At 66.4% G+C, this 18,657-nt stretch carries 14 protein-coding genes and 1 pseudogene; 11 read left to right on the top strand and 4 right to left on the bottom strand.

The window, feature by feature from the left end; genetic code table 11:
- Positions 1-51 precede the first annotated feature (51 nt).
- The gene (gene uvrB, locus KKR01S_RS04980; protein WP_061225444.1) at positions 52-2,250 is read left to right on the top strand and encodes an excinuclease ABC subunit UvrB; all 2,199 of its coding nucleotides are present in this window, start codon (positions 52-54) and stop codon (positions 2,248-2,250) included.
- A gap of 10 nt (positions 2,251-2,260) precedes the next feature.
- Positions 2,261-3,778 carry a P-loop ATPase, Sll1717 family gene (locus tag KKR01S_RS10800; protein WP_165596159.1) on the top strand — a complete coding sequence of 506 codons (1,518 nt, stop codon included), beginning with the start codon at positions 2,261-2,263 and terminating at the stop codon, positions 3,776-3,778.
- A 1,052-nt stretch (positions 3,779-4,830) separates the two neighbouring features.
- On the opposite strand, the gene KKR01S_RS04975 is transcribed toward KKR01S_RS10800, so the two are convergent.
- A complete protein-coding gene (locus KKR01S_RS04975) occupies positions 4,831-5,319 on the bottom strand; it encodes an Lrp/AsnC family transcriptional regulator (protein WP_081101571.1) in 489 nt (162 codons plus the stop codon).
- A gap of 250 nt (positions 5,320-5,569) precedes the next feature.
- On the opposite strand from KKR01S_RS04975, the gene KKR01S_RS04970 reads away from it, so the two are divergent.
- Positions 5,570-7,000 (top strand): MFS transporter, encoded by a 1,431-nt coding sequence (locus tag KKR01S_RS04970; protein ID WP_061225443.1) that lies wholly within the window; start codon positions 5,570-5,572, stop codon positions 6,998-7,000.
- Between the two features lie 123 nt (positions 7,001-7,123).
- On the opposite strand, the gene KKR01S_RS04965 is transcribed toward KKR01S_RS04970, so the two are convergent.
- Entirely contained in the window at positions 7,124-7,360 is a 237-nt protein-coding gene (locus tag KKR01S_RS04965; RefSeq protein WP_061225442.1) for a hypothetical protein, read from the bottom strand.
- A 291-nt stretch (positions 7,361-7,651) separates the two neighbouring features.
- Here KKR01S_RS04965 and KKR01S_RS04960 point away from each other — a divergent pair, with 291 nt between their 5' ends.
- The 6 genes and pseudogenes from KKR01S_RS04960 to KKR01S_RS04940 all read left to right on the top strand — a co-directional run bounded on the left by KKR01S_RS04960 (position 7,652) and on the right by KKR01S_RS04940 (position 14,531).
- On the top strand, positions 7,652-8,851 hold the full coding sequence (locus tag KKR01S_RS04960) for a TerC family protein (protein WP_061225441.1): 1,200 nt from the start codon (positions 7,652-7,654) through the stop codon (positions 8,849-8,851).
- A 129-nt stretch (positions 8,852-8,980) separates the two neighbouring features.
- A complete protein-coding gene (locus KKR01S_RS04955; RefSeq protein WP_061225440.1) occupies positions 8,981-9,316 on the top strand; it encodes a hypothetical protein in 336 nt (111 codons plus the stop codon).
- Positions 9,317-9,348: 32 nt separating this feature from the next.
- Positions 9,349-10,314 carry a fumarylacetoacetate hydrolase family protein gene (locus tag KKR01S_RS04950; protein WP_081101570.1) on the top strand — a complete coding sequence of 322 codons (966 nt, stop codon included), beginning with the start codon at positions 9,349-9,351 and terminating at the stop codon, positions 10,312-10,314.
- Between the two features lie 25 nt (positions 10,315-10,339).
- Complete coding sequence (locus tag KKR01S_RS04945) at positions 10,340-11,080, top strand: 3-keto-5-aminohexanoate cleavage protein (RefSeq protein ID WP_061225438.1); 741 nt, start codon at positions 10,340-10,342, stop codon at positions 11,078-11,080.
- Between the two features lie 32 nt (positions 11,081-11,112).
- Positions 11,113-11,376 (top strand): annotated as a pseudogene (locus KKR01S_RS11590) (PHP domain-containing protein); the annotation flags it as partial.
- Positions 11,377-11,705: 329 nt separating this feature from the next.
- Positions 11,706-14,531 (top strand): helix-hairpin-helix domain-containing protein, encoded by a 2,826-nt coding sequence (locus KKR01S_RS04940; RefSeq protein ID WP_217995732.1) that lies wholly within the window; start codon positions 11,706-11,708, stop codon positions 14,529-14,531.
- 27 nt (positions 14,532-14,558) lie between these two features.
- Here KKR01S_RS04940 and KKR01S_RS04935 read toward each other — a convergent pair whose 3' ends face one another.
- Positions 14,559-14,819, bottom strand: coding sequence for a Txe/YoeB family addiction module toxin (locus tag KKR01S_RS04935; RefSeq protein ID WP_061225494.1), 261 nt, complete (start codon positions 14,817-14,819; stop codon positions 14,559-14,561).
- 1 nt (position 14,820) lies between these two features.
- Positions 14,821-15,081, bottom strand: coding sequence for a type II toxin-antitoxin system Phd/YefM family antitoxin (locus tag KKR01S_RS04930; RefSeq protein ID WP_058731839.1), 261 nt, complete (start codon positions 15,079-15,081; stop codon positions 14,821-14,823).
- Between the two features lie 212 nt (positions 15,082-15,293).
- Here KKR01S_RS04930 and KKR01S_RS04925 point away from each other — a divergent pair, with 212 nt between their 5' ends.
- A complete protein-coding gene (locus KKR01S_RS04925; RefSeq protein WP_061225436.1) occupies positions 15,294-16,580 on the top strand; it encodes an SLC13 family permease in 1,287 nt (428 codons plus the stop codon).
- A 150-nt stretch (positions 16,581-16,730) separates the two neighbouring features.
- On the top strand, positions 16,731-18,657 hold a 1,927-nt coding region (gene thrS, locus KKR01S_RS04920; protein WP_061225435.1), incomplete at its 3' end, for a threonine--tRNA ligase.

Below are 18,657 nucleotides of genomic sequence, written 5' to 3'. Positions count from 1 at the left end.
CCGGGAGCGGACGGCGTCGAACACCTGTGCGATCCGGCGTAGGCTGGGCGCATGAGTCTTGCGCAGGAGATCCATCGCGTCGTCGCGCCCTTCGAGGTCGTCTCCGAGTACCAGCCGGCCGGGGACCAGCCGAAGGCCATCGAACAGCTGACCGAGCGGGTGGAAGGTGGGGAGAAGGACATCGTCCTGCTCGGCGCCACCGGCACCGGAAAATCCGCCACTGCGGCGTGGCTGATCGAATCCGTGCAGCGGCCCACCCTGGTGCTGGTGCAGAACAAGACGCTGGCCGCGCAGCTGGCCAACGAGCTGCGGGAGCTGCTGCCCCACAACGCCGTCGAATACTTCGTCTCCTATTACGACTACTACCAGCCGGAGGCGTACGTCCCGCAGACGGATACGTTCATCGAGAAGGACTCCTCGATCAACGAGGAGGTGGAGCGGCTGCGCCACTCCGCGACCAACGCGCTGCTGACCCGGCGCGACGTCGTCGTGGTCTCCACCGTCTCCTGCATCTACGGCCTGGGTACGCCCGAGGAATACGTGCGGCAGATGGTGACCCTGCGGCAGGGGGAGGAGATCGACCGGGATACCCTGCTGCGGCAGTTCGTGAACATGCAGTACGCCCGCAATGACGTGGACTTCCACCGCGGGACCTTCCGGGTGCGCGGGGATACCGTGGAGATCATCCCGATGTACGAGGAGCACGCGATCCGCATCGAGTTCTTCGGGGATGAGATCGAATCCATCCACACCCTGCACCCACTGACCGGAGAGGTGATCCGGGAGGAGACGGAGATGTACGTGTTCCCCGCCAGCCACTATGTGGCCGGTGCGGAGCGCATGGCCAAAGCCATCGACGGCATCCAGCATGAGCTGACCGAGCGGCTCAAGGAGCTGGAGAGCCAGAACAAGCTGGTGGAGGCCCAGCGGCTGCGGATGCGCACCACCTACGACATCGAGATGATGGAGCAGATGGGGTTCACCAACGGGATCGAGAACTACTCCCGGCACATCGACGGGCGCGCGGCCGGCTCCGCCCCGCACTGCCTGCTGGATTACTTCCCGGATGACTTCCTGCTGATCATCGACGAGTCCCACGTGACGGTGCCGCAGATCGGCGGCATGTACGAGGGCGATATGTCCCGCAAGCGCACCCTGGTGGAGCACGGCTTCCGGCTGCCCTCGGCCCTGGATAACCGGCCGCTGAAGTGGGATGAGTTCCTGGAGCGGATCGGGCAGACCATCTACATGTCCGCCACGCCCGGCAAGTACGAGTTGTCCCAGGCGGACGGGTACGTGGAGCAGATCATCCGACCGACCGGCCTGGTGGACCCGCAGGTGACCGTCAAGCCGACCAAGCACCAGATCGACGACCTGCTGGAGGAGATCATCCTGCGGACCGACCGGGACGAGCGCGTGCTGGTCACGACCCTGACCAAGCGGATGGCCGAGGACCTCACCGACTACCTGGTGGAGCACGGGGTCAAGGTGCAGTATCTGCACTCGGATGTGGACACCCTGAAGCGGGTGGAGCTGCTGCGGTCCCTGCGGCTGGGGGAGTTCGACGTGCTGGTGGGCATCAACCTGCTGCGCGAGGGCCTGGACCTACCGGAGGTCTCCCTGGTGGCGATCCTGGATGCGGACAAGGAGGGCTTCCTGCGCTCGACGACGTCGCTGATCCAGACGATCGGGCGGGCTGCCCGCAACGTGTCCGGGGAGGTGATCATGTACGCGGACAAGATCACCGATTCGATGCGCACCGCGATCGACGAGACCAATCGACGCCGGGAGATCCAGGAGGCGTACAACCGGGAGCACGGGATCGACCCGCAGCCGCTGCGCAAGCGGATCGCGGATATCACGGACCAGCTGGCCCGGGAGGATGAGGACACCAAGGAGCTGCTGGCCATGCGGGCCGCGGCCAACAACCACACCGCCCCAGTCAAGGGGAAGAAGGCCGGGGCCGGTGGTGTTGGCTCGGCTGGGGCCGGGACCGGTGGGGGAGCGGGGAAGAAGGCCGCGATACACAGTGACTCGGACAATGTGGCGCTGGCCGCAGCTGCTAGGATCCGAGAAGACGGCTTGGCCGCAGCACCCGCGGAGGATCTTCTGGAGCTCATCGAGCAGATGAACGAGCAGATGCGGAACGCGGCGGCGGAGCTGAAGTTCGAGTTGGCCGCCCGCCTCCGGGACGAGGTGGCCGACCTGAAGAAGGAGCTGCGTGCCATGCGGGACGCGGGGCATGCGTAGGAGGAGAAAATTGAAGAAAGTAAATTTTAGAGAACTCTATTTTGGTGAAGCTGCGGCCGAAACCGAGTTTAGGAAGGATAGGGACAAATTTTTTCAAACTTTTTATGATTTCTTAGACATAAAGACGAAAATCAAGGAAAACAGGTTTTTCTTAATTAAAGGACCAAAGGGGTCTGGTAAAACCGCCATCTCTTACTACACCCAGATTATTCTAAAGAATATTTATGGTGATGAGAGTTTAGTCCATCGGGAAAAATCAATTGATGAACTAATGCCGAACATCGCTTCCATAAATAGTCTCGATAATGATAATACGATCTCTACAAAACTTGTAGGTGAGGGGACTCCGGGATATACCATATCAGCGTGGAAGCTTTATATAGCGTTACAGTTTGTTTCTATGATTTATGAAGATAAATCTCATCCACTTAATTCTGAAGGAAAATTTGTTCAATTTTGGAAAAAACTGCGAGAACTTGGCCTCGTGGAAACTGAAAAAAGGACTGCGGATTTTCCTACAGTACTCCGCAAGGTAAGGGAGCGATCCTCCGGTATATCTGCTAAATTTGTTGGCCATAGAAGTGGCTATATGGAATCGGAGTATATACCCATTAGCCAATTAGGTGAGAGTATTCTTTCAGAGATATTAACGAGCAATTATTCCAATACTCATTATCTACTTTCAATAGATGGTTTAGACCAAGTCATCACAAATAATAAGAGTTATTGGCGTTCAATAGCGGCGCTATTAATTGCTTCATATAAAATTTATCTTAAAATTATCGAAAATGAAGCACCCATACATCTTATAATAATGTGCCGGAGTGACATATTTCGCAATCTGGAATTGTCAGAAGTGGATAAAATTGGAGATTGCTCCATTACTTTGAATTGGGGGAATCACAGAGCCAAGTCAAATGAAAATCACCTGTGGGATTATCTTGCAAAGAAAGCCGGTATTTCCGCTAATGAGCTATTAAGGCTCTTTCCTGAGAGAATTCCCTTCGATTCGAAGAAGTTTCATGTGTCCGGGGCCTATGGGCTATCTAGTAGTGAATATATTCTAACTTCAACCAGGGGGACCCCCAGAGAAATGACAAAGCTTATGAATGCAATTCAAGACGAGACGCCTGACTATCAAGCAATAACCCCAGAAAGAGTTAGGAATGCAGTTGATAACTTCGGGATGACGTTCCTAATTGACATGATCAAAGCTGAAGCTGTGGGTATTTTAAGTGAAGAAGAGCGCGAATCTTTGGAAGATATAATATCGAATATTCCTCACGCTCTAAAGATCACCAAGGATGATATGGTCCAACTTGTTAGAATGGTCGAATTGCCCGAACAGTCTGCGCGTAGGATAGCGGAGTTCCTCTATTTATCGGGTGCAATCGGTAATCGAAGAAACCTTGAGGGTGATGATTCTTATACGCAATTTAATTATAGACGCGACACAAACAGATTCATCTGGAAGGGTCCATGGGTATTGACACGTGGATTAATGTATGGTTTTAATGTTCACCCGTAGATAAGGTCCTGTTTTAGTGAAAGCTTCTAATCCTGATAAAGGGTGTATTTCTAGTTTATTTTGTCCGGCTATTATGTTGCCGATAGTATTGGGGAGTTAATTAACTCGAAGTGCACAATTCCGAGGGTATTTGTGGTGAAAGCGTCACGCTCTGGCTGGCTCTCATTGCTGGTCCTTGGAAGCGTATCATCACAGGGAACAATAGCAAAAGGAAGAACTACAGGGGGAGGGGTGGGGCAGTGATTTTGCAGCGTTTGCAATACTTCCGCCAAAGACTCGTGCGTTCCTACATTCCCTGGGAGCATTACCTACGGGTAAATCGTTCATTTCCGACGGTGCATCTACGGCCGTGACAGGGAGATCTAACCAGGAAAGAAATCCCCGTCACCTCGGCCATCCGGATGCGCTGGCCGTTCAGGGCCACTTCCTGGGAAGTGGCCCCGTCTTCGGCTTACTACCTATGGCGGGCGTACCGAGCGCATGTGCGTCCAGCTCCGCTCCGCATCTGAGTTCCGTCTGTCTATCTCCAGGGTGCTTTGCCTCATCGGTGTCTTTCACTAGGGTGTGGCAGGCGTGCACTGTGGCATCCTCGCCACCGAACAGCCTCTTCCGCAGCTTGGCGATCCATGACGGGTGCTGGATATAGGGTTCCGGTGTGACGTTGCAGTAGATACTGGATGCGCTCGAAGTTGCGGCCGACGCAGATACCCGGGAGTTGCTCTACGACGACCCAGATCCACGTGTGGAAAAGATCGTGTGCTCCTGGCCGGGCGAGTTCGACATTTTTTGCGGGCTTTGGGGCTGAGGGTTGGCCGTCGACGAGGTATTCGTTTAGGTGGTGGGTGCTCACGCCCGCCTGCGGTAGCTTCCTTCGTATTTTCCGGGTCCTCCCGGCGGATAGTGAGTAGAGTCAAGACCTGTACATGCTCTGTGGCAGCTGAATATTCGGTTTCGGGGGTGACACTTGAATATTCAACTTTGGCGAACGTCGTCATCAACCGGGCGAGTTGAAAATTCAACCGGGCCGGGGAGGGTCCGGGGGGGGGAGACGGTCACTCCAGCAGCTGCGCCATCCGGTACTTCACCAGGGTCCGCAGGTAGAGGGAGGTGCGGGTGCGCAGCACGCCCGGGCACAGGCGGATCTCCTCGGAGACCCGGTACAGGTGCTCCTCATCCCGGGCCACCACCCGCACCAGCAGGTCCGTCTCCCCGGCCGGGGCCTGCACCTCCACCACCTCCGGGATCTGGGTCAGCCCCGCCACCGTGTCGTTGATCTGGCGCTGATCCAGCTCCACCGCCACGTGCGCGCTCACCCGATACCCCAGCGCCTCCGGCTCCACCCGCACGCTGGGGGCGCGCAGCGCCCCACCGGCCTGCATCCGCTCCAGATGCGCCTGCACCGTGCGCCGGGCCAGCCGCGTGCGTTCCGCGATCGCCACCACCGTGGCCCGCGGATGCTCCTCCAGCACCCGCAGGATCCGCAGATCCGTCCGATCCAGCGACGCCGGTGCGCCCGCCCCGCCCCGTGTGTCCTGAGGCACCAGAAACCCTCCCGTTGAACGATCTGCGCAGAAACAGTCACCATTACCCGCGCAGAGTGATCAGAATGAGCACCATTCTGGCACAGGGTTGCCCACTCTGCGGAGGGTCCCCACCATGGAGAGGTCCCATCCGCCGTCGTCGTCTCCGCCCCCGAGGTCCGCAGCCAGGAACCACATCAGGAACCCAGCCCGGACCCGGGAGCCGGGAGGCCGACGGCGCACCCACGACCGCGAAGGACCCATCCGCCCGATGTCCACCACCACCGCACCTGAGCGTGCCCAGCCGCCGCAGGGCTCCACCTCACCCGCGCCCGCCCGTCGCAACTCGCCCGGTCGAGTCATCTTCTCCAGCCTCATCGGCACCACCGTGGAGTACTACGACTTCTACATCTACGCCACGGCCGCCGTGCTGGTGTTCCCCTCGCTGTTCTTCCCGCACCAGTCCGGCATCACCGGTCTGCTCGCCTCCTTCGCCGTGTTCGGCGTCGCCTTCATCGCCCGACCACTGGGCTCCGTGATCTTCGGGCACCTCGGGGACCGGCTCGGCCGGAAGAACACCCTGGTGCTCGCGCTGCTGCTCATGGGCGGCGGCACCTTCCTCATCGGCTGCCTGCCCACCGCGCTGACCCCCGGCTGGGAGGTCGCCGCACCCACCATCCTCGTGCTGCTGCGCTTCGCCCAGGGCACCGCCCTGGCCGGGGAATGGTCCGGGGCCGTGCTGCTCGCCACGGAGAACACCCCCGCCGGCAAGCGCGCCCTGTACGGATCCGTCCCGCAGCAGGGCACCCCCGTCGGCTTCGTCCTCGCCAACGGCCTCTTCCTCCTCCTCACCTCCCAGCTCGCCCCCGAAGCCTTCGAATCCTGGGGCTGGCGCGTGCCCTTCTGGGCCTCCGCCGTCCTCGTGTTCGTGGGACTGTGGACCCGGATGAAGCTGCTCGAATCCGAGTCCTTCACCCGCGTGCAGCAGAGCGGGAAGGTCGCCAAGGTTCCCGCCCTCGAGGTGCTGCGCCGCTCCTGGAAGACCGTGACCGTCGGAACGATCGCCGCCGTGTCCAACTACGTCACCTTCTACTTCCTCACCACCTTCACCCTCACCTACGGCACCACCGCCGCCACCGAGGATGCCGCCCGGGCCGCCGCGGAGAAGACCGGCAAGGCCTTCGACGCCGCCTCCTTCGTCCCCGGGCTCGGCTTCAGCCGCTCGGAGTTCCTGCTGCTGATGATCGGCGCGGTCCTGCTGCTGGTCGTCGGCAACGTGGTGGGAGCGCTGCTCGCCGAGAGGTGGGGACGGCGCAAGGCCATAATCGGCTTCCACGTGATCGTCGCCGCCTACGGGCTGGCCGTGCCGGGGCTGCTGCGCGGCTCCGATAGCCAGGTGTTCTTCGCCCTGGCCCTCGGGTTCTTCGTCTTCGGGCTGATCTTCGGGCCCCTGGGCGCCCTGCTCTCCGAGCTGTTCCCCGCCAACACCCGGTACACCGGCAGCGCGCTGTCCTACAACATCGCCTCGATCCTCGGGGCGGCCGTCGCCCCGTTCATCTTTATCTGGCTGTGGGGCATCACCGGGGACATCCGCCTGGTGGGCCTGTACGTGGCCGGTGCCGCGGTGCTGTCCATCATCGCGCTGCTGTTCGTCCAGGAGCACACCTCCACCCAGGACCTGGCCGAGCGGATCCACGACTGAGCCGGACCGGATCAGCCTGCACGACATGACGGAAGGCCCCGCGCCCCATCGAGCGGAAGCTCGAACGGAGGCGCGGGGCCTTCTCGCGTCTCGGGCCGGCCGGAGCCGGGGGAGTGCGGGGCCTCAGTGGTCCCCGGAGACCTCCACATCCGTGCCGTGCTCCACCGGGCGGACCCAGCCGTAGATCGCGGCGGCCAGGGAGAACAAGGCGGTGAAGCCCAGGAAGATCTGGCCCCACAGCACGAAGTCCGGGTTGTCGGTGGGCATGGCCCACAGGAACAGGGCGACCCCGACGCAGAACACGGCGATCAGGATGAAGCCGGTGACGTGGGCGGGCTGCTTCTGGCGCTGCTCGGACAAGAGGGGTACCTCCGGGAAGGATCGGCGGGACGGGTGCTCAGTCACCAGGGTACGGCATCCCCGGGGCCCGCGGTGAGGTAGCATATCCCCTCGAGCAAGGGAGTATCCCCACCACCCCGCAGACGTCAGCACGTCGGGCACCGTCGCCCGGCCGGATGCGGGGGCCGCCCCGCCGTCGTCGGGCCCCAGCGCACCAGCGCGGAGCCGACACAGCACGGCAGGGACGGCGGGAGAGACTTGTGCGGCTTGCCGCACCCACCTCACCCACCCCTGAAAGCCCGAGGAGGCTTCGTGGAGATCTCCGCGCTGCAGTGGACCATCACCATCTGCGTCATCCTGGCCCTGCTGGCCTACGACTTCATCTTCCACGTGCGCAAGGCGCACGAACCCACCATCAAGGAAGCGGCCATCTGGTCCGCCGTGTACGTCGGCATCGCCCTGCTGTTCGGCATCCTCATCTTCTGGATGGACGGCGCCCAGTACGGGGCCGAGTACTACAGCGGCTACATCACGGAGAAGGCCCTGTCCGTGGACAACCTCTTCGTCTTCCTCATCATCATGGCCTCGTTCAAGGTGCCGCGGGCGGACCAGCAGAAGGTCCTCCTGTTCGGCATCATCTTCGCCCTGATCATGCGCACCGTGTTCATCTTCGTCGGTGCCGCGGCCATCAACCGGTGGTCCTGGGTCTTCTACCTCTTCGGCCTGATCCTCATCTACACCGCCGGCAACCTCGTCAAGGACGAGGTCACGGACAAGGACGAGGAGAACGAGGCGGACAACATCGTCATCCGCCTGGCCAAGCGGTTCATGCACACCTCCGATGAGTATGACGGCGACAAGCTGTTCACGCACATCGACGGCAAGAAGGTCATGACCCCGATGCTGCTGGTCATGGTCGCCATCGGCGGCACCGACCTGCTGTTCGCCCTGGACTCCATCCCCGCGATCTTCGGGCTCACCCAGGACCCGTACATCGTGTTCACCGCGACCGCCTTCTCCCTCATGGGCCTGCGCCAGCTGTACTTCCTCATCGACGGGCTGCTGGACCGACTCATCTACCTCTCCTGGGGCCTGTCCGCGATCCTCGCGTTCATCGGCGTCAAGCTCATCCTGCACGCCCTGCACGAGAACACGCTGCCGTTCGTCAACGACGGCGAGCCCGTGCACGTCGTGGAGGTCTCCACGGGGCTGTCCCTGATCGTGATCATCGGGGTGCTCACCGTGACCGTGCTGGCCTCCCTGTTCACCCCCAAGGGGCAGGCGGTGCGCGCGATCAACGGCGCCCGGGAGGCCGCCGAGGCTTACCTGAACCTGCCCGACGACGCCCCCGACGCCGAGCGCATCCGGCTCAGCGCCAAGCTGGAGAAGCACCGGCGCAAGCTACCCGGCATCAAGCAGAAGCACCGGGACGAGCTGATCGAGTCCGAGACCCGATACCGGGACCTGCTCGAACGCGCTCGCGGGGAGCACGAGGCCTCCTCCGCCTCCTGACCCCGCCTTCCCTCCGATCCGCGGCCCCGTCCGCGCCGCCCCTGACCCGGGTGGTGCGGGCGGGGCCGCTTCGATCTGTCAGTCGCCCCTCCTAGCGTTTCGAACACATCTTCGAAACGAGGGGGTTCCATGGTTACGGCACGGGTCAGGACGACGACGGCGGGCCAGCCGCTGCGCGTGGAGATCGACGGTGCGCGGTACCGGGTCGCGGCGGACCCGGTGCAGTGGTTCGAGCGCCGGGCGTGGTGGGAGGAGGTCACCCGTGCCCCGAAGGACCGATGCCCGCACCTGGTGGACCGGGAGCTATGGCAGGTGCAGGTGGCCCCGGAGGCGGGGTCGGGCTCCGGGCGACGCCGCGCCGGGGCGGCGGCGTCCTCCCAGGTGGCGGCGGAGGACCTGCGTACGATCTCCCTGGAAAGGGACCGCAACACGGGGACGTGGATCCTCCTGGGTCGGTACTCTTGACCAGGACATCCATCACCGATGCTGGGGAGAACATGAAACTGGGACGCGCTTACGTGGAGAGCCTCTTCGAACAGCACACGGGCATCTACACGTGGGTGGAGATCGAGGGGCAGCGGTACTACCTCCGCGAGCTCGGCACCGCCTCCGTGGTGGACACCGACTTCTTCCACAGCGGCCTGGTCCGCGAGCAGATCAACTACTTCTCCGGGGTGGGTCAGACCGAGCTGACCCACCCCCGCAAGATCATCCCCACCATGCCCATCAAGCCGGGCAAGATCCTGTGCATCGGGCTGAACTACCACGACCACGCCGCCGAGGTGGGTGTGCAGATCCCCGAGCACCCCACCGTGTTCACCAAGTTCCGCAACGCCCTGGTGGGCCCGGCCGACCCCATCGCCCTGCCCCCGGAATCCCAGAAGGTGGACTACGAGGCGGAGCTGGCCGTGGTCATCGGCAAGAACGTGCGCCGGGCGGACGAGGCCCAGGCCCTGGAGGCCATCGCCGGGTACACCATCCTCAACGACGTCTCCGTGCGGGACTGGCAGGGCCGCACCTCCGAGTGGTTCCAGGGCAAGAACTGGGACAACTGCACCCCGGTGGGCCCGTACGTGGTCTCCCGAGACGAGGTGGATCCGGTCGCGGGCCTGCGCATCGAGTGCCTGATCGACGGGGAGACGGTCCAGTCCGGGACCACCGCGGACATGATCTTCACCCCCGCCCAGCTGGTCTCCTACATCTCCACCTTCATGTCCCTGGAACCCGGGGACGTCATCGCCTGCGGCACCCCCGCTGGGGTCGGCATGTCCAAGACGCCGCGCCGCTGGCTGCGCCCCGGCGAGGAGGTCACCACCCGCATCGAGGGCATCGGGGAGATCACCAACATCTGCCGTCCCGAAGCCGAGACCGAGGACCACTTCCAGGACAAGGCGTGGTGGGGTCCGGTGCTCTCCGAACGGGAGGCCGAGGCCGCCACGGGCTGCTGGACCGAGGACGACTGAGCAGAGACGACGGGGTGGGGGTCCGGTGCTGAAGCTCTGCGTCAACGGCGCCAGAACACCTGCGGAGCATCCGCTGCTCAGCGCGGATCCCGCGGACCTGCTCGACGACGCCGTGGAGGCAGCGGCCTTGGGTGCGGGTCCCGTGCATCTGCACCCTAAAGACCGGGCCGGACGGGACAGTCTGCGTGCTGAAGATGTGGCGCGGTGGGTCGGTGCCTTCCGTCGAGCCCTCCCACGCATCCGGATCGGCGTGACCACCGGCGCCTGGGCTGAGACCGAGCCTGCTGCGCGGATCGAGCGCATCCGGTCCTGGACCGCGCTGCCGGACTTCGCCTCGGTGAACTGGCATGAAGACGGCGCCGAGGAGTTGGCGTCTGCTCTCCTCGCGCGGGGGATCGCCGTGGAGGCTGGTCTGTGGGACGCCGGGGCCGCCCGGGCATGGGTGGACTCGCCCCTGAGGCGGCGCTGCCTCCGTCCACTGCTGGAGGTCCAGGACCTCCCGGCTCCCCGCGCTACAGCAGAGGCGCACGAGATGCTGCAGGTGGTGCGCGAGAGCGCACCGGAGTCCGTCCCCCTCCTGCACGGGGAGGAGCGCAGCGCCTGGCCCGTGCTGCGCATCGCCCGGGAACAGCACCTGGATACCCGGATCGGCCTGGAGGACACGCTGGTGCTGCCGGACGGAACCTCCGCCGCGGGAAACTCCCAGCTGGTCGCCTCCGTGCTGCGCATCTCGGCAGCGGGCGCGCCGTCGGCAACCTCCGATTGACTTAAGATTCGAACACCTGTTCGATAACGGGTGTGACGTTCCCGCACCTGGTCTCCTACAGCGCCTACAGCGCGCACTACGGCGTGTGCACGCCGGAGGAGATCGTCGCGGCCGCCGCCGCCCACGGAGCCACCCACGTAGGGCTGACCGACCGGAACGGGCTCTACGGCGCCGTCAAACACGTCCGGGCCTGCCTGGACCACGGCATCGCCCCCATCCTCGGGGTGGACCTCGCGCTCGCGGACCCGGCCCGCCAGCGCCTGATCGGGCGGATCGTGATCCTGGCCGAAGGCCACGACGGCGGAGGAGGCTACGGGGACCTGTGCGCCCTGATCTCCCGCGCCCACGGCGAGCACCGGGCCGCGCCCCTCGGCGACTCGCCCCACCCGGGGGAGGCGGTGGGCAGCGTCGGACGTGGCGGCCTCCCGCCCCTGCGCGCCCGGCCCCACCTGAGCCTGGCGGACCTCGCCGAAGCCGCGGCCGCCGGGCACGGCCGGTTCGTCGTGCTGCTCGGCCCGGACTCCGACGTCGGGCGCCTGGCCGCCGCCCGCCGATACCGCCGGGCCCGGGCGGCCCTGGCCGCCTGGCGCGCCGCGCTGGGGCCCACCGGGTGCGGGTGCACCTGGTGGATCGGCTCACCCACCCCGGCGCCCCCTACGGCCTGTCCCACGCCGCCCGCCTGGCGGACCTGGCCGCCGAGGCAGGGGTGCCGGCGGTGCTCAGCAACGCCGCCCGCTACGCCACCGAGGACCAGGCCGTCACCGCGGACGTGCTCGACGCCGCCCGCGGACTCACCCCGCTGGGCGAAGCCCACCACCAGCCCAACGGGCAGGGCTGGCTGAAGGATCCGGCTGCCATGCACCGCATCGCCGGGCGCATCGCCGCGGCGGCCACCGGCCCGGTGAGCGTGGCCGGGCTGCTCGGGGCCACCGCCGAAACCGCCCAGCGCTGCGCCCTGAGTCCCGCCGCGGACCTCGGCTACGGCACCCCCACCGTCCCGGAGGCGCACCTGACCGGCACCCGGGACACCCCCATGCGGGAGCTGCGGGCCCGATGCGAGGCGGCCCTGCACCGGATCTACGGGGCGGAAGCGCAGCGCACCGTGCGCGGGCCCGGCATCGCCACGACCCACTGGGAGAGCCCCCGGGGGCGCATGGAACGGGAGCTGGCCGTCATCGAGACCCTGGGATTCAGCTCCTACTTCCTCACCGTCGCCCATGTCTCCCGGCTCATCGGGGGGCTGGGCATCCGCCACGCCGCCCGCGGCTCCGGGGTCTCCTCCCTGGTCAACCACCTGCTCGGGATCTCCGTGGTGGACCCCCTGGAGTACGGGCTGGTCTTCGAGCGGTTCCTGTCCACCGAGCGCTCGACCCTGCCGGACATCGACATCGACGTCGAATCCGCCCGCCGCCACGAGATCTACCGGGCCGTGTTCGAGCACTACGGGTCCCAGCGGGTCACCCTCATGTCCATGCACAACGGGTACCGGGCCCGCGGGGCGGTGCGCGACGCCGCCCGCGCCCTGGGCCTGGAGCAGGCCACCACGGACCGGATCGCCCGGGCCATCTGGCGCATCCCCGCCGGGCGGCTGCGCGAGCAGCTGGCCCACCAGCCCGAGCTGGTCGGGCTGCGGGACGAGGCCGCGCGCAACCCGCGGGTGGACCTGCTCATCGACCTCGTCGAGCGTCTGGACCGTCTGCCGAGGCACCTGTCCATGCACCCGTGCGGGGTGATCCTCTCCAACGCCTCCCTGCTGCGGCGCACCCCGGTGCAGCCCTCCGGCATCGGCCTGCCCATGAGCCAGTACGACAAGCACGACATGGACCCGATGGGCCTGCTCAAGCTGGACATCCTGGGGGTGCGGATGCAGTCCGCGATGGCCCACACCCTCGAGGAGATCGAGCACACGCTGGGCCACCGCCCGGACCTGGAGGCCATCGACACCCGGGATGAGGCCACCTTCGAGCTGATCCGCTCCACCCAGACCCTGGGCTGCTTCCAGATCGAATCCCCGGGGCAGCGGGAGCTGATCGGGAAGATGCAGCCGCGGGAGGTCGGGGACCTGATCATCGACATCTCCCTGTTCCGCCCGGGGCCCATGCACTCGGACATGGTCCGGCCCTACCTGGAATCCCGCCACGGTTTCGCCGCGCCCTCCCTGATCCACCCGGATCTCGCCCCGTATCTGCGGGAGACCGGCGGGGTGATGGTCTTCCACGAGCAGATCATCAACATCGTGGATCGGATGACCGGGTGCGGGCTGGCCGCCGCGGATGAGCGCCGTCGCACCCTTGGCGGCCCGCGGGAGCCGGAGACCGAGGCGTTCTTCCGGAAGGCCGCCGCGGCCCGCGGGTACCCCGGGCCCGTGATCGACCGGGTGTGGGAGGCCCTGGCGGCCTTCGGCTCCTTCGGCTTCTGCAAGGCCCACGGCGCGGCCTTCGCGATCCCCACCTACCAGTCCGCGTGGCTGAAGACCCACTACCCGGCGCACTTCATGGCCGGGGTCCTGCAGCACGACCCCGGCATGTACCCGCAGCGGCTGCTGCTGGCCGACGCCCGCCGGATGGGGGTGGGCATCCTGCCGGTGGACGTCAACCGCTCCGGGACCAGCTACCGGGTGGAGCACCGGGGGAGCGCCGAGCACGCGGAGCCGGGGCGGGCGCGGGACTGGGCGATCCGGCTGCCCCTGACCCAGGTCTCCGCGCTGTCCGCCGCGGAGATCGACCGGATCATCGTCGGCGCGCCGTACACCTCCGCGGCGGATCTGCGGGCCCGGGTCCGCCCGCACCGGCCCTCCCTGGAGCGCCTGGCCGCGATCGGCGCCCTGGACCCGGCCGTGTTCGACGGCGTCGCCGCCCCGGGACAGTGGGCCGAGGGCCAGCGGGGCGAGGTGCGGCGGAGCGAGGACCTGCGGACGACGTCGGTGCGCGCGATCCCGCTGCAGCTGGCCCTGCCCCTGGGGGCGGCGGAGAACCCCCACCCGGCGCGGGAGAGCGCGGATCTGGCCGCGACCCTGCGCACCGAACTGGACGTGCTGAGCCTGGATGTCTCCGCGCACCTGATGGCCGGGTGGGCGGGCCGGCTGGCGGACTGGCCGCTGACCCGCGCGGCGGACCTGCTGAGCCTGCGCAACAGGACCGAGGTGTGGGTGGCCGGGGTGCGGGTCTCCACGATGACCCCGCCCATGAAGTCCGGTAAGCGGGTGGTCTTCGTCTCCGTGGACGACGGCACCGGCTGCGTGGACGCCGCCTTCTTCGATGACGCCCAGGCCCTGTCCGGACCCGAGCTGTTCGGCACCCCCATGCTCCTGATCCGCGGCACCACCCGGCGCACCGGGCCCCGCGGCATCTCCGTGACCGCCCACCAGGCCTGGGACCTGCGCCAGCTCATGGACGGGACCGCGCCCCTGCCCTTCGCCCCGGCGCGCACCCGCCCCCTGGCCGCCGGCTGAGCCGGCAGACGGATCGGGGCCGGGGACTCACTGCCCGTAGTGATAGCGGCACGCGGCGATGAGCACCTGGCGGTCGGTGAGTTGATACACCAGTCGGTGTTCCGCAGTGATCCGGCGGGACCAGTATCCGGCGAAGTCATGACGAAGCGGCTCCGGTTTGCCGATGCCCTCATTCCCGTGGCGTTGGATGTCCCGGATCAGCGTGTTGATCCGACGCAGCACGGCGCGATCCTGACGCTGCCACCACAGGTAGTCCTCCCAGGCGTCAGGGTCCCAGGTCAGCAGCAGGTCAGGCATCGGGGTCCACGAGCTCGTGGCGCTCGCCCTCTCCTGCCTCCAAACGCTGCATCGCATCCAGCAGCCGACGGGCGTTGGAGGGGGAGCGCAGCAGGTGCGCCGTCTCCTTCAGCGACTCATACTCCGCCAGGGAGAGGATCACCACCGGGTCGTGACCGCTGCGGGTGATCACCACCTCCTCCCGGTCCTGCACCACGCCGTCCAGCACCTCGGCATAGCGCGCCCGGGACTCCGTATACGTCATCGTCTTCACTGCCGCCCCTCTCCCCGCGGTATCTGTACAGAAAAGAGTACAGACGGGCAGGGACGATGGGAAGAGACTGGCCCCCAGGAGCATCGCCCTACAATGGATCTCCGGGTGGCGCGCATCGCAGCCCGCCGCCGCACGCCTCACACACCCCGCAGCACCCGACCGGGGCCTCCGCACCGACCCCGGCCCCGCGCCGCACCACCGAAGGGATCACCGTGGATCCGGTCCAGACACTCTCCCTCGCGCTGCTCGCCCTCGCCCTCATCCTGGCGATCTGGCGGCGCATCAACATCGGCCTGCTCGCCCTGGCCGCGACCTTCGTCCTCGCCCTGACCGCCCACCTCACCGCCGAGGACGTCTACGAGGCCTTCCCCGGCTCGATCTTCGTGCTGCTGGTCGGGGTCTCCCTGCTGTTCGGGCACCTCGAGCGCTCCGGGGCCCTGACCTGGTTCGTGGACCGGGTCTACCGCCTCATCGGGGAGCGCACCCACCTGATCCCCTGGGCCGGATTCCTCATCGGCGCCGTCCTGTCCTCCCTCGGCGCCTTCGCCACCGCACCCATCACCCTGCTCGTGCCGACCATCGCGCACCTGTCCCGCCGCTTCCCCCGCTCCTTCCTCATCAGCGAGCTCGCCGTGGTCATCGGCGCCAACTCCGCCGGACTCTCCCCGCTGAACCCCGCCGGCGCCGTCATCCGCAAGGTCGCCGACCAGCACCACATCAGCTACCAGCCCTGGCTGATCTGGGCCCTGAGCCTGGCCATGGCCGCCGCCGTCGTCCTCGTCCTGCAGATCGGCCTGGCCCGCTTCCGCGGCCCCGCCGCCGGGCAGAACCCCCAGGACATCGCCGCCGACGCCCAGCCCTACACCCGGCCCCTGGTCATCGTCGACGAGGACGCCGCCCGCGGGCTGCGCCCCGCCTACGCCATTACCGCCGCCGCCTCCCTGCTGGTCTTCGTCCTGTTCGTCGTCTTCGCCAAGACCGACGTCGGACTCACCGCCGTCGCCCTGGTCATCGTGCTCCAGCTGCTCTTCCGGCCCGAGGAGAAGAAGCTGCTGCGCTCCGTGCCCTGGCCCTCCGTGCTGCTGCTGTGCGGTCTGCTGACCTACCTCGGCGCCCTGCAGAGCATCGGCACCATGGACACCATCCAGGCCGGCCTGGAATCCACCGGCAGCCAGGTGCTCCTGGTGTTCCTGCTCGCCTACATGACCGCCGCCCTGTGCAACATCGAATCCTCGACCCTCGGGGTCCTCGGCCTGGTCATGCCCCTGGTCTTCTCCGCCTTCGGGGAGAACCCCGCCCTGACCTGGGTGCTCGCCGCCGTCGCCGCCCCAGCGACCCTCACCGTGATGAACCCCATCCACGTCGCCGGGACCCTGATCATCTCCTACACCGACGAACGCGACCAGCAGGCCCTGTTCCGCCGCCTGCTCGCCCTGTCCTTGGGCATCACCTGCGTGGCCCCCGGCCTCGCCGCGATCGTCCCGGCCCTGCTCATCTGATCCCCCCGCCCTCTCCCCGGGGACCAGGCACGCCCCGGCCAGGAGCGCAGACGGTAGAATGGCCACGGTGCTCGCCCATCCGAGGCCGGCCCGCACCCGAACCAGCACGCCCCCGGTACCGGCGTGCCACCGAACAAGGAGTGAACGCCCATGGCCGCACCGGCCGAGACCCTGCACCTCTACGTCGACGGCGAAGCCCAGCAGGCGACCCCCGGGACCACCGCGGCCGAGCTGTTCGCCGATGAGCAGGACATCGTCGTCGCCCGCATCAACGGCACCCTCAAGGACCTGTCCACCGAGCTGGCCGAAGGCGACGACGTCGTGCCCGTGCGCATCCACGAGCCCGAGGGCCTGGAGGTCCTGCGCCACTCCGCCGCCCACGTCATGGCCCAGGCCGTCCAGCAGCTGCGCCCCGATGCCAAGCTCGGCATCGGCCCCTACATCACCGACGGCTTCTACTTCGACTTCGACGTCGCCGAGCCCTTCACCCCCGAGGACCTGAAGAAGCTCGAGAAGTCCATGATGAAGATCGTCAAGTCCGGGCAGACCTTCCGCCGCCGCGTCGTCACCCACGACGAGGCGCTCGCGGAGATGGCCGAGGAGCCGTACAAGATCGAGCTGCTGGGCCTGTCCCAGGGGCCCGGCTCCGGGGCCGACGCCGCCGAGGGCGCCTCCGTGGAGGTCGGCGAAGGTGAGATCACCATCTACGACAACGTGGACCGCAAGGGCGAAACCGTCTGGAAAGACCTGTGCCGCGGACCCCACCTGCCCAACACCAAGCTCATCGCCAACGGCTACGCCCTGACCCGCACCGGCGGGGCCTACTGGCGCGGGTCGGAGAAGAACCCGATGCTGCAGCGCATCTACGGCACCGCCTGGCCCACCAAGGAGCAGCTGCAGGAGTACAAGGACCGCCTGGCCGAGGCCGAGCGGCGCGACCACCGCCGCCTGGGGGAGGAGCTGGACCTGTTCTCCTTCCCCAAGACCATCGGCCCCGGCCTGCCCGTGTTCCACCCCAAGGGCGGCATCATCCTGCGGGAGATGGAGAACTACGTGCGGGAGCGGCACATCGCCGAGGGCTTCCAGTACGTGAAGACCCCGCACATCTCAAAGGAGGATCTGTTCTACACCTCCGGACACCTGCCGTACTACGCCGACGGCATGTTCCCGCCCATGGAGGAGGAGTCGGTGAAGTACCGGCTCAAGGCCATGAACTGCCCCATGCACAATGAGATCTTCCGCTCCCGCGGCCGCTCCTACCGCGAGCTGCCCCTGCGGTTCTTCGAATTCGGCACCGTGTACCGGGACGAGAAGTCCGGGGTGCTGCAGGGCCTGACCCGCGTGCGGATGATCACCCAGGACGACTCCCACAGCTACGTGACCAAGGAGCAGGCCCCGGGCGAGGTGCGCCACCTGCTGAACTTCATGCTCTCCCTGCTGCGCGACTTCGGCATGAGCGACTTCTACCTGGAGCTGTCCACCCGGGACACCGAAGGGGAGAAGAAGGACAAGTTCATCGGCACCGACGAGCAGTGGGAGGAGGCCACCGCCATCCTGCAGCAGGTGGCCGAGGAGACCGGGCTGGACCTGGTCCCGGATCCGGGCGGGGCCGCGTTCTACGGGCCCAAGATCTCCGTGCAGGCCAAGGACGCCATCGGGCGCACCTGGCAGATGTCCACCGTGCAGTACGACTTCAATCAGCCGGCCCGCTTCGGCCTGGAATACCAGGCCGCCGACGGCACCCGGCAGGAGCCGGTGATGATCCACTCCGCGAAGTTCGGCTCCCTGGAGCGGTTCTTCGGCGTGCTCACCGAGCACTACGCGGGGGCCTTCCCGGCCTGGCTGGCGCCGGTGCAGGTCATCGGGATCCCCGTGGCCGAAGCCTTCAACGACTACCTGGCCGAGATCGCCGCGAAGCTGCGCGCCGAGGGCATCCGCGTGGAGGTGGACGAGAGCACGGACCGCTTCCCCAAGAAGATCCGCAACGCCGCCAAGGAGAAGGCGCCGTTCGTGCTGATCGCCGGGGGAGAGGACGCCGAACACGGTGCGGTCTCCTTCCGCTTCCGCGACGGCTCCC

This window comes from Rothia kristinae NBRC 15354 (genome assembly GCF_001570865.1).
In the GTDB taxonomy this organism is placed as follows: domain Bacteria; phylum Actinomycetota; class Actinomycetes; order Actinomycetales; family Micrococcaceae; genus Rothia; species Rothia kristinae.
Note: the sequence above shows the minus strand (reverse complement) of the source record. Positions and strands in the feature narration are given on the sequence as shown.

Excerpts from the sequence above, each read along its gene's own strand:
- KKR01S_RS04950 (WP_081101570.1), top strand. The coding sequence starts at position 9,349 with ATGAAACTGGGACGCGCTTACGTGGAGAGCCTCTTCGAACAGCACACG.
- KKR01S_RS04970 (WP_061225443.1), top strand. The coding sequence starts at position 5,570 with ATGTCCACCACCACCGCACCTGAGCGTGCCCAGCCGCCGCAGGGCTCC.
- uvrB (WP_061225444.1), top strand. The coding sequence starts at position 52 with ATGAGTCTTGCGCAGGAGATCCATCGCGTCGTCGCGCCCTTCGAGGTC.
- KKR01S_RS04955 (WP_061225440.1), top strand. The coding sequence starts at position 8,981 with ATGGTTACGGCACGGGTCAGGACGACGACGGCGGGCCAGCCGCTGCGC.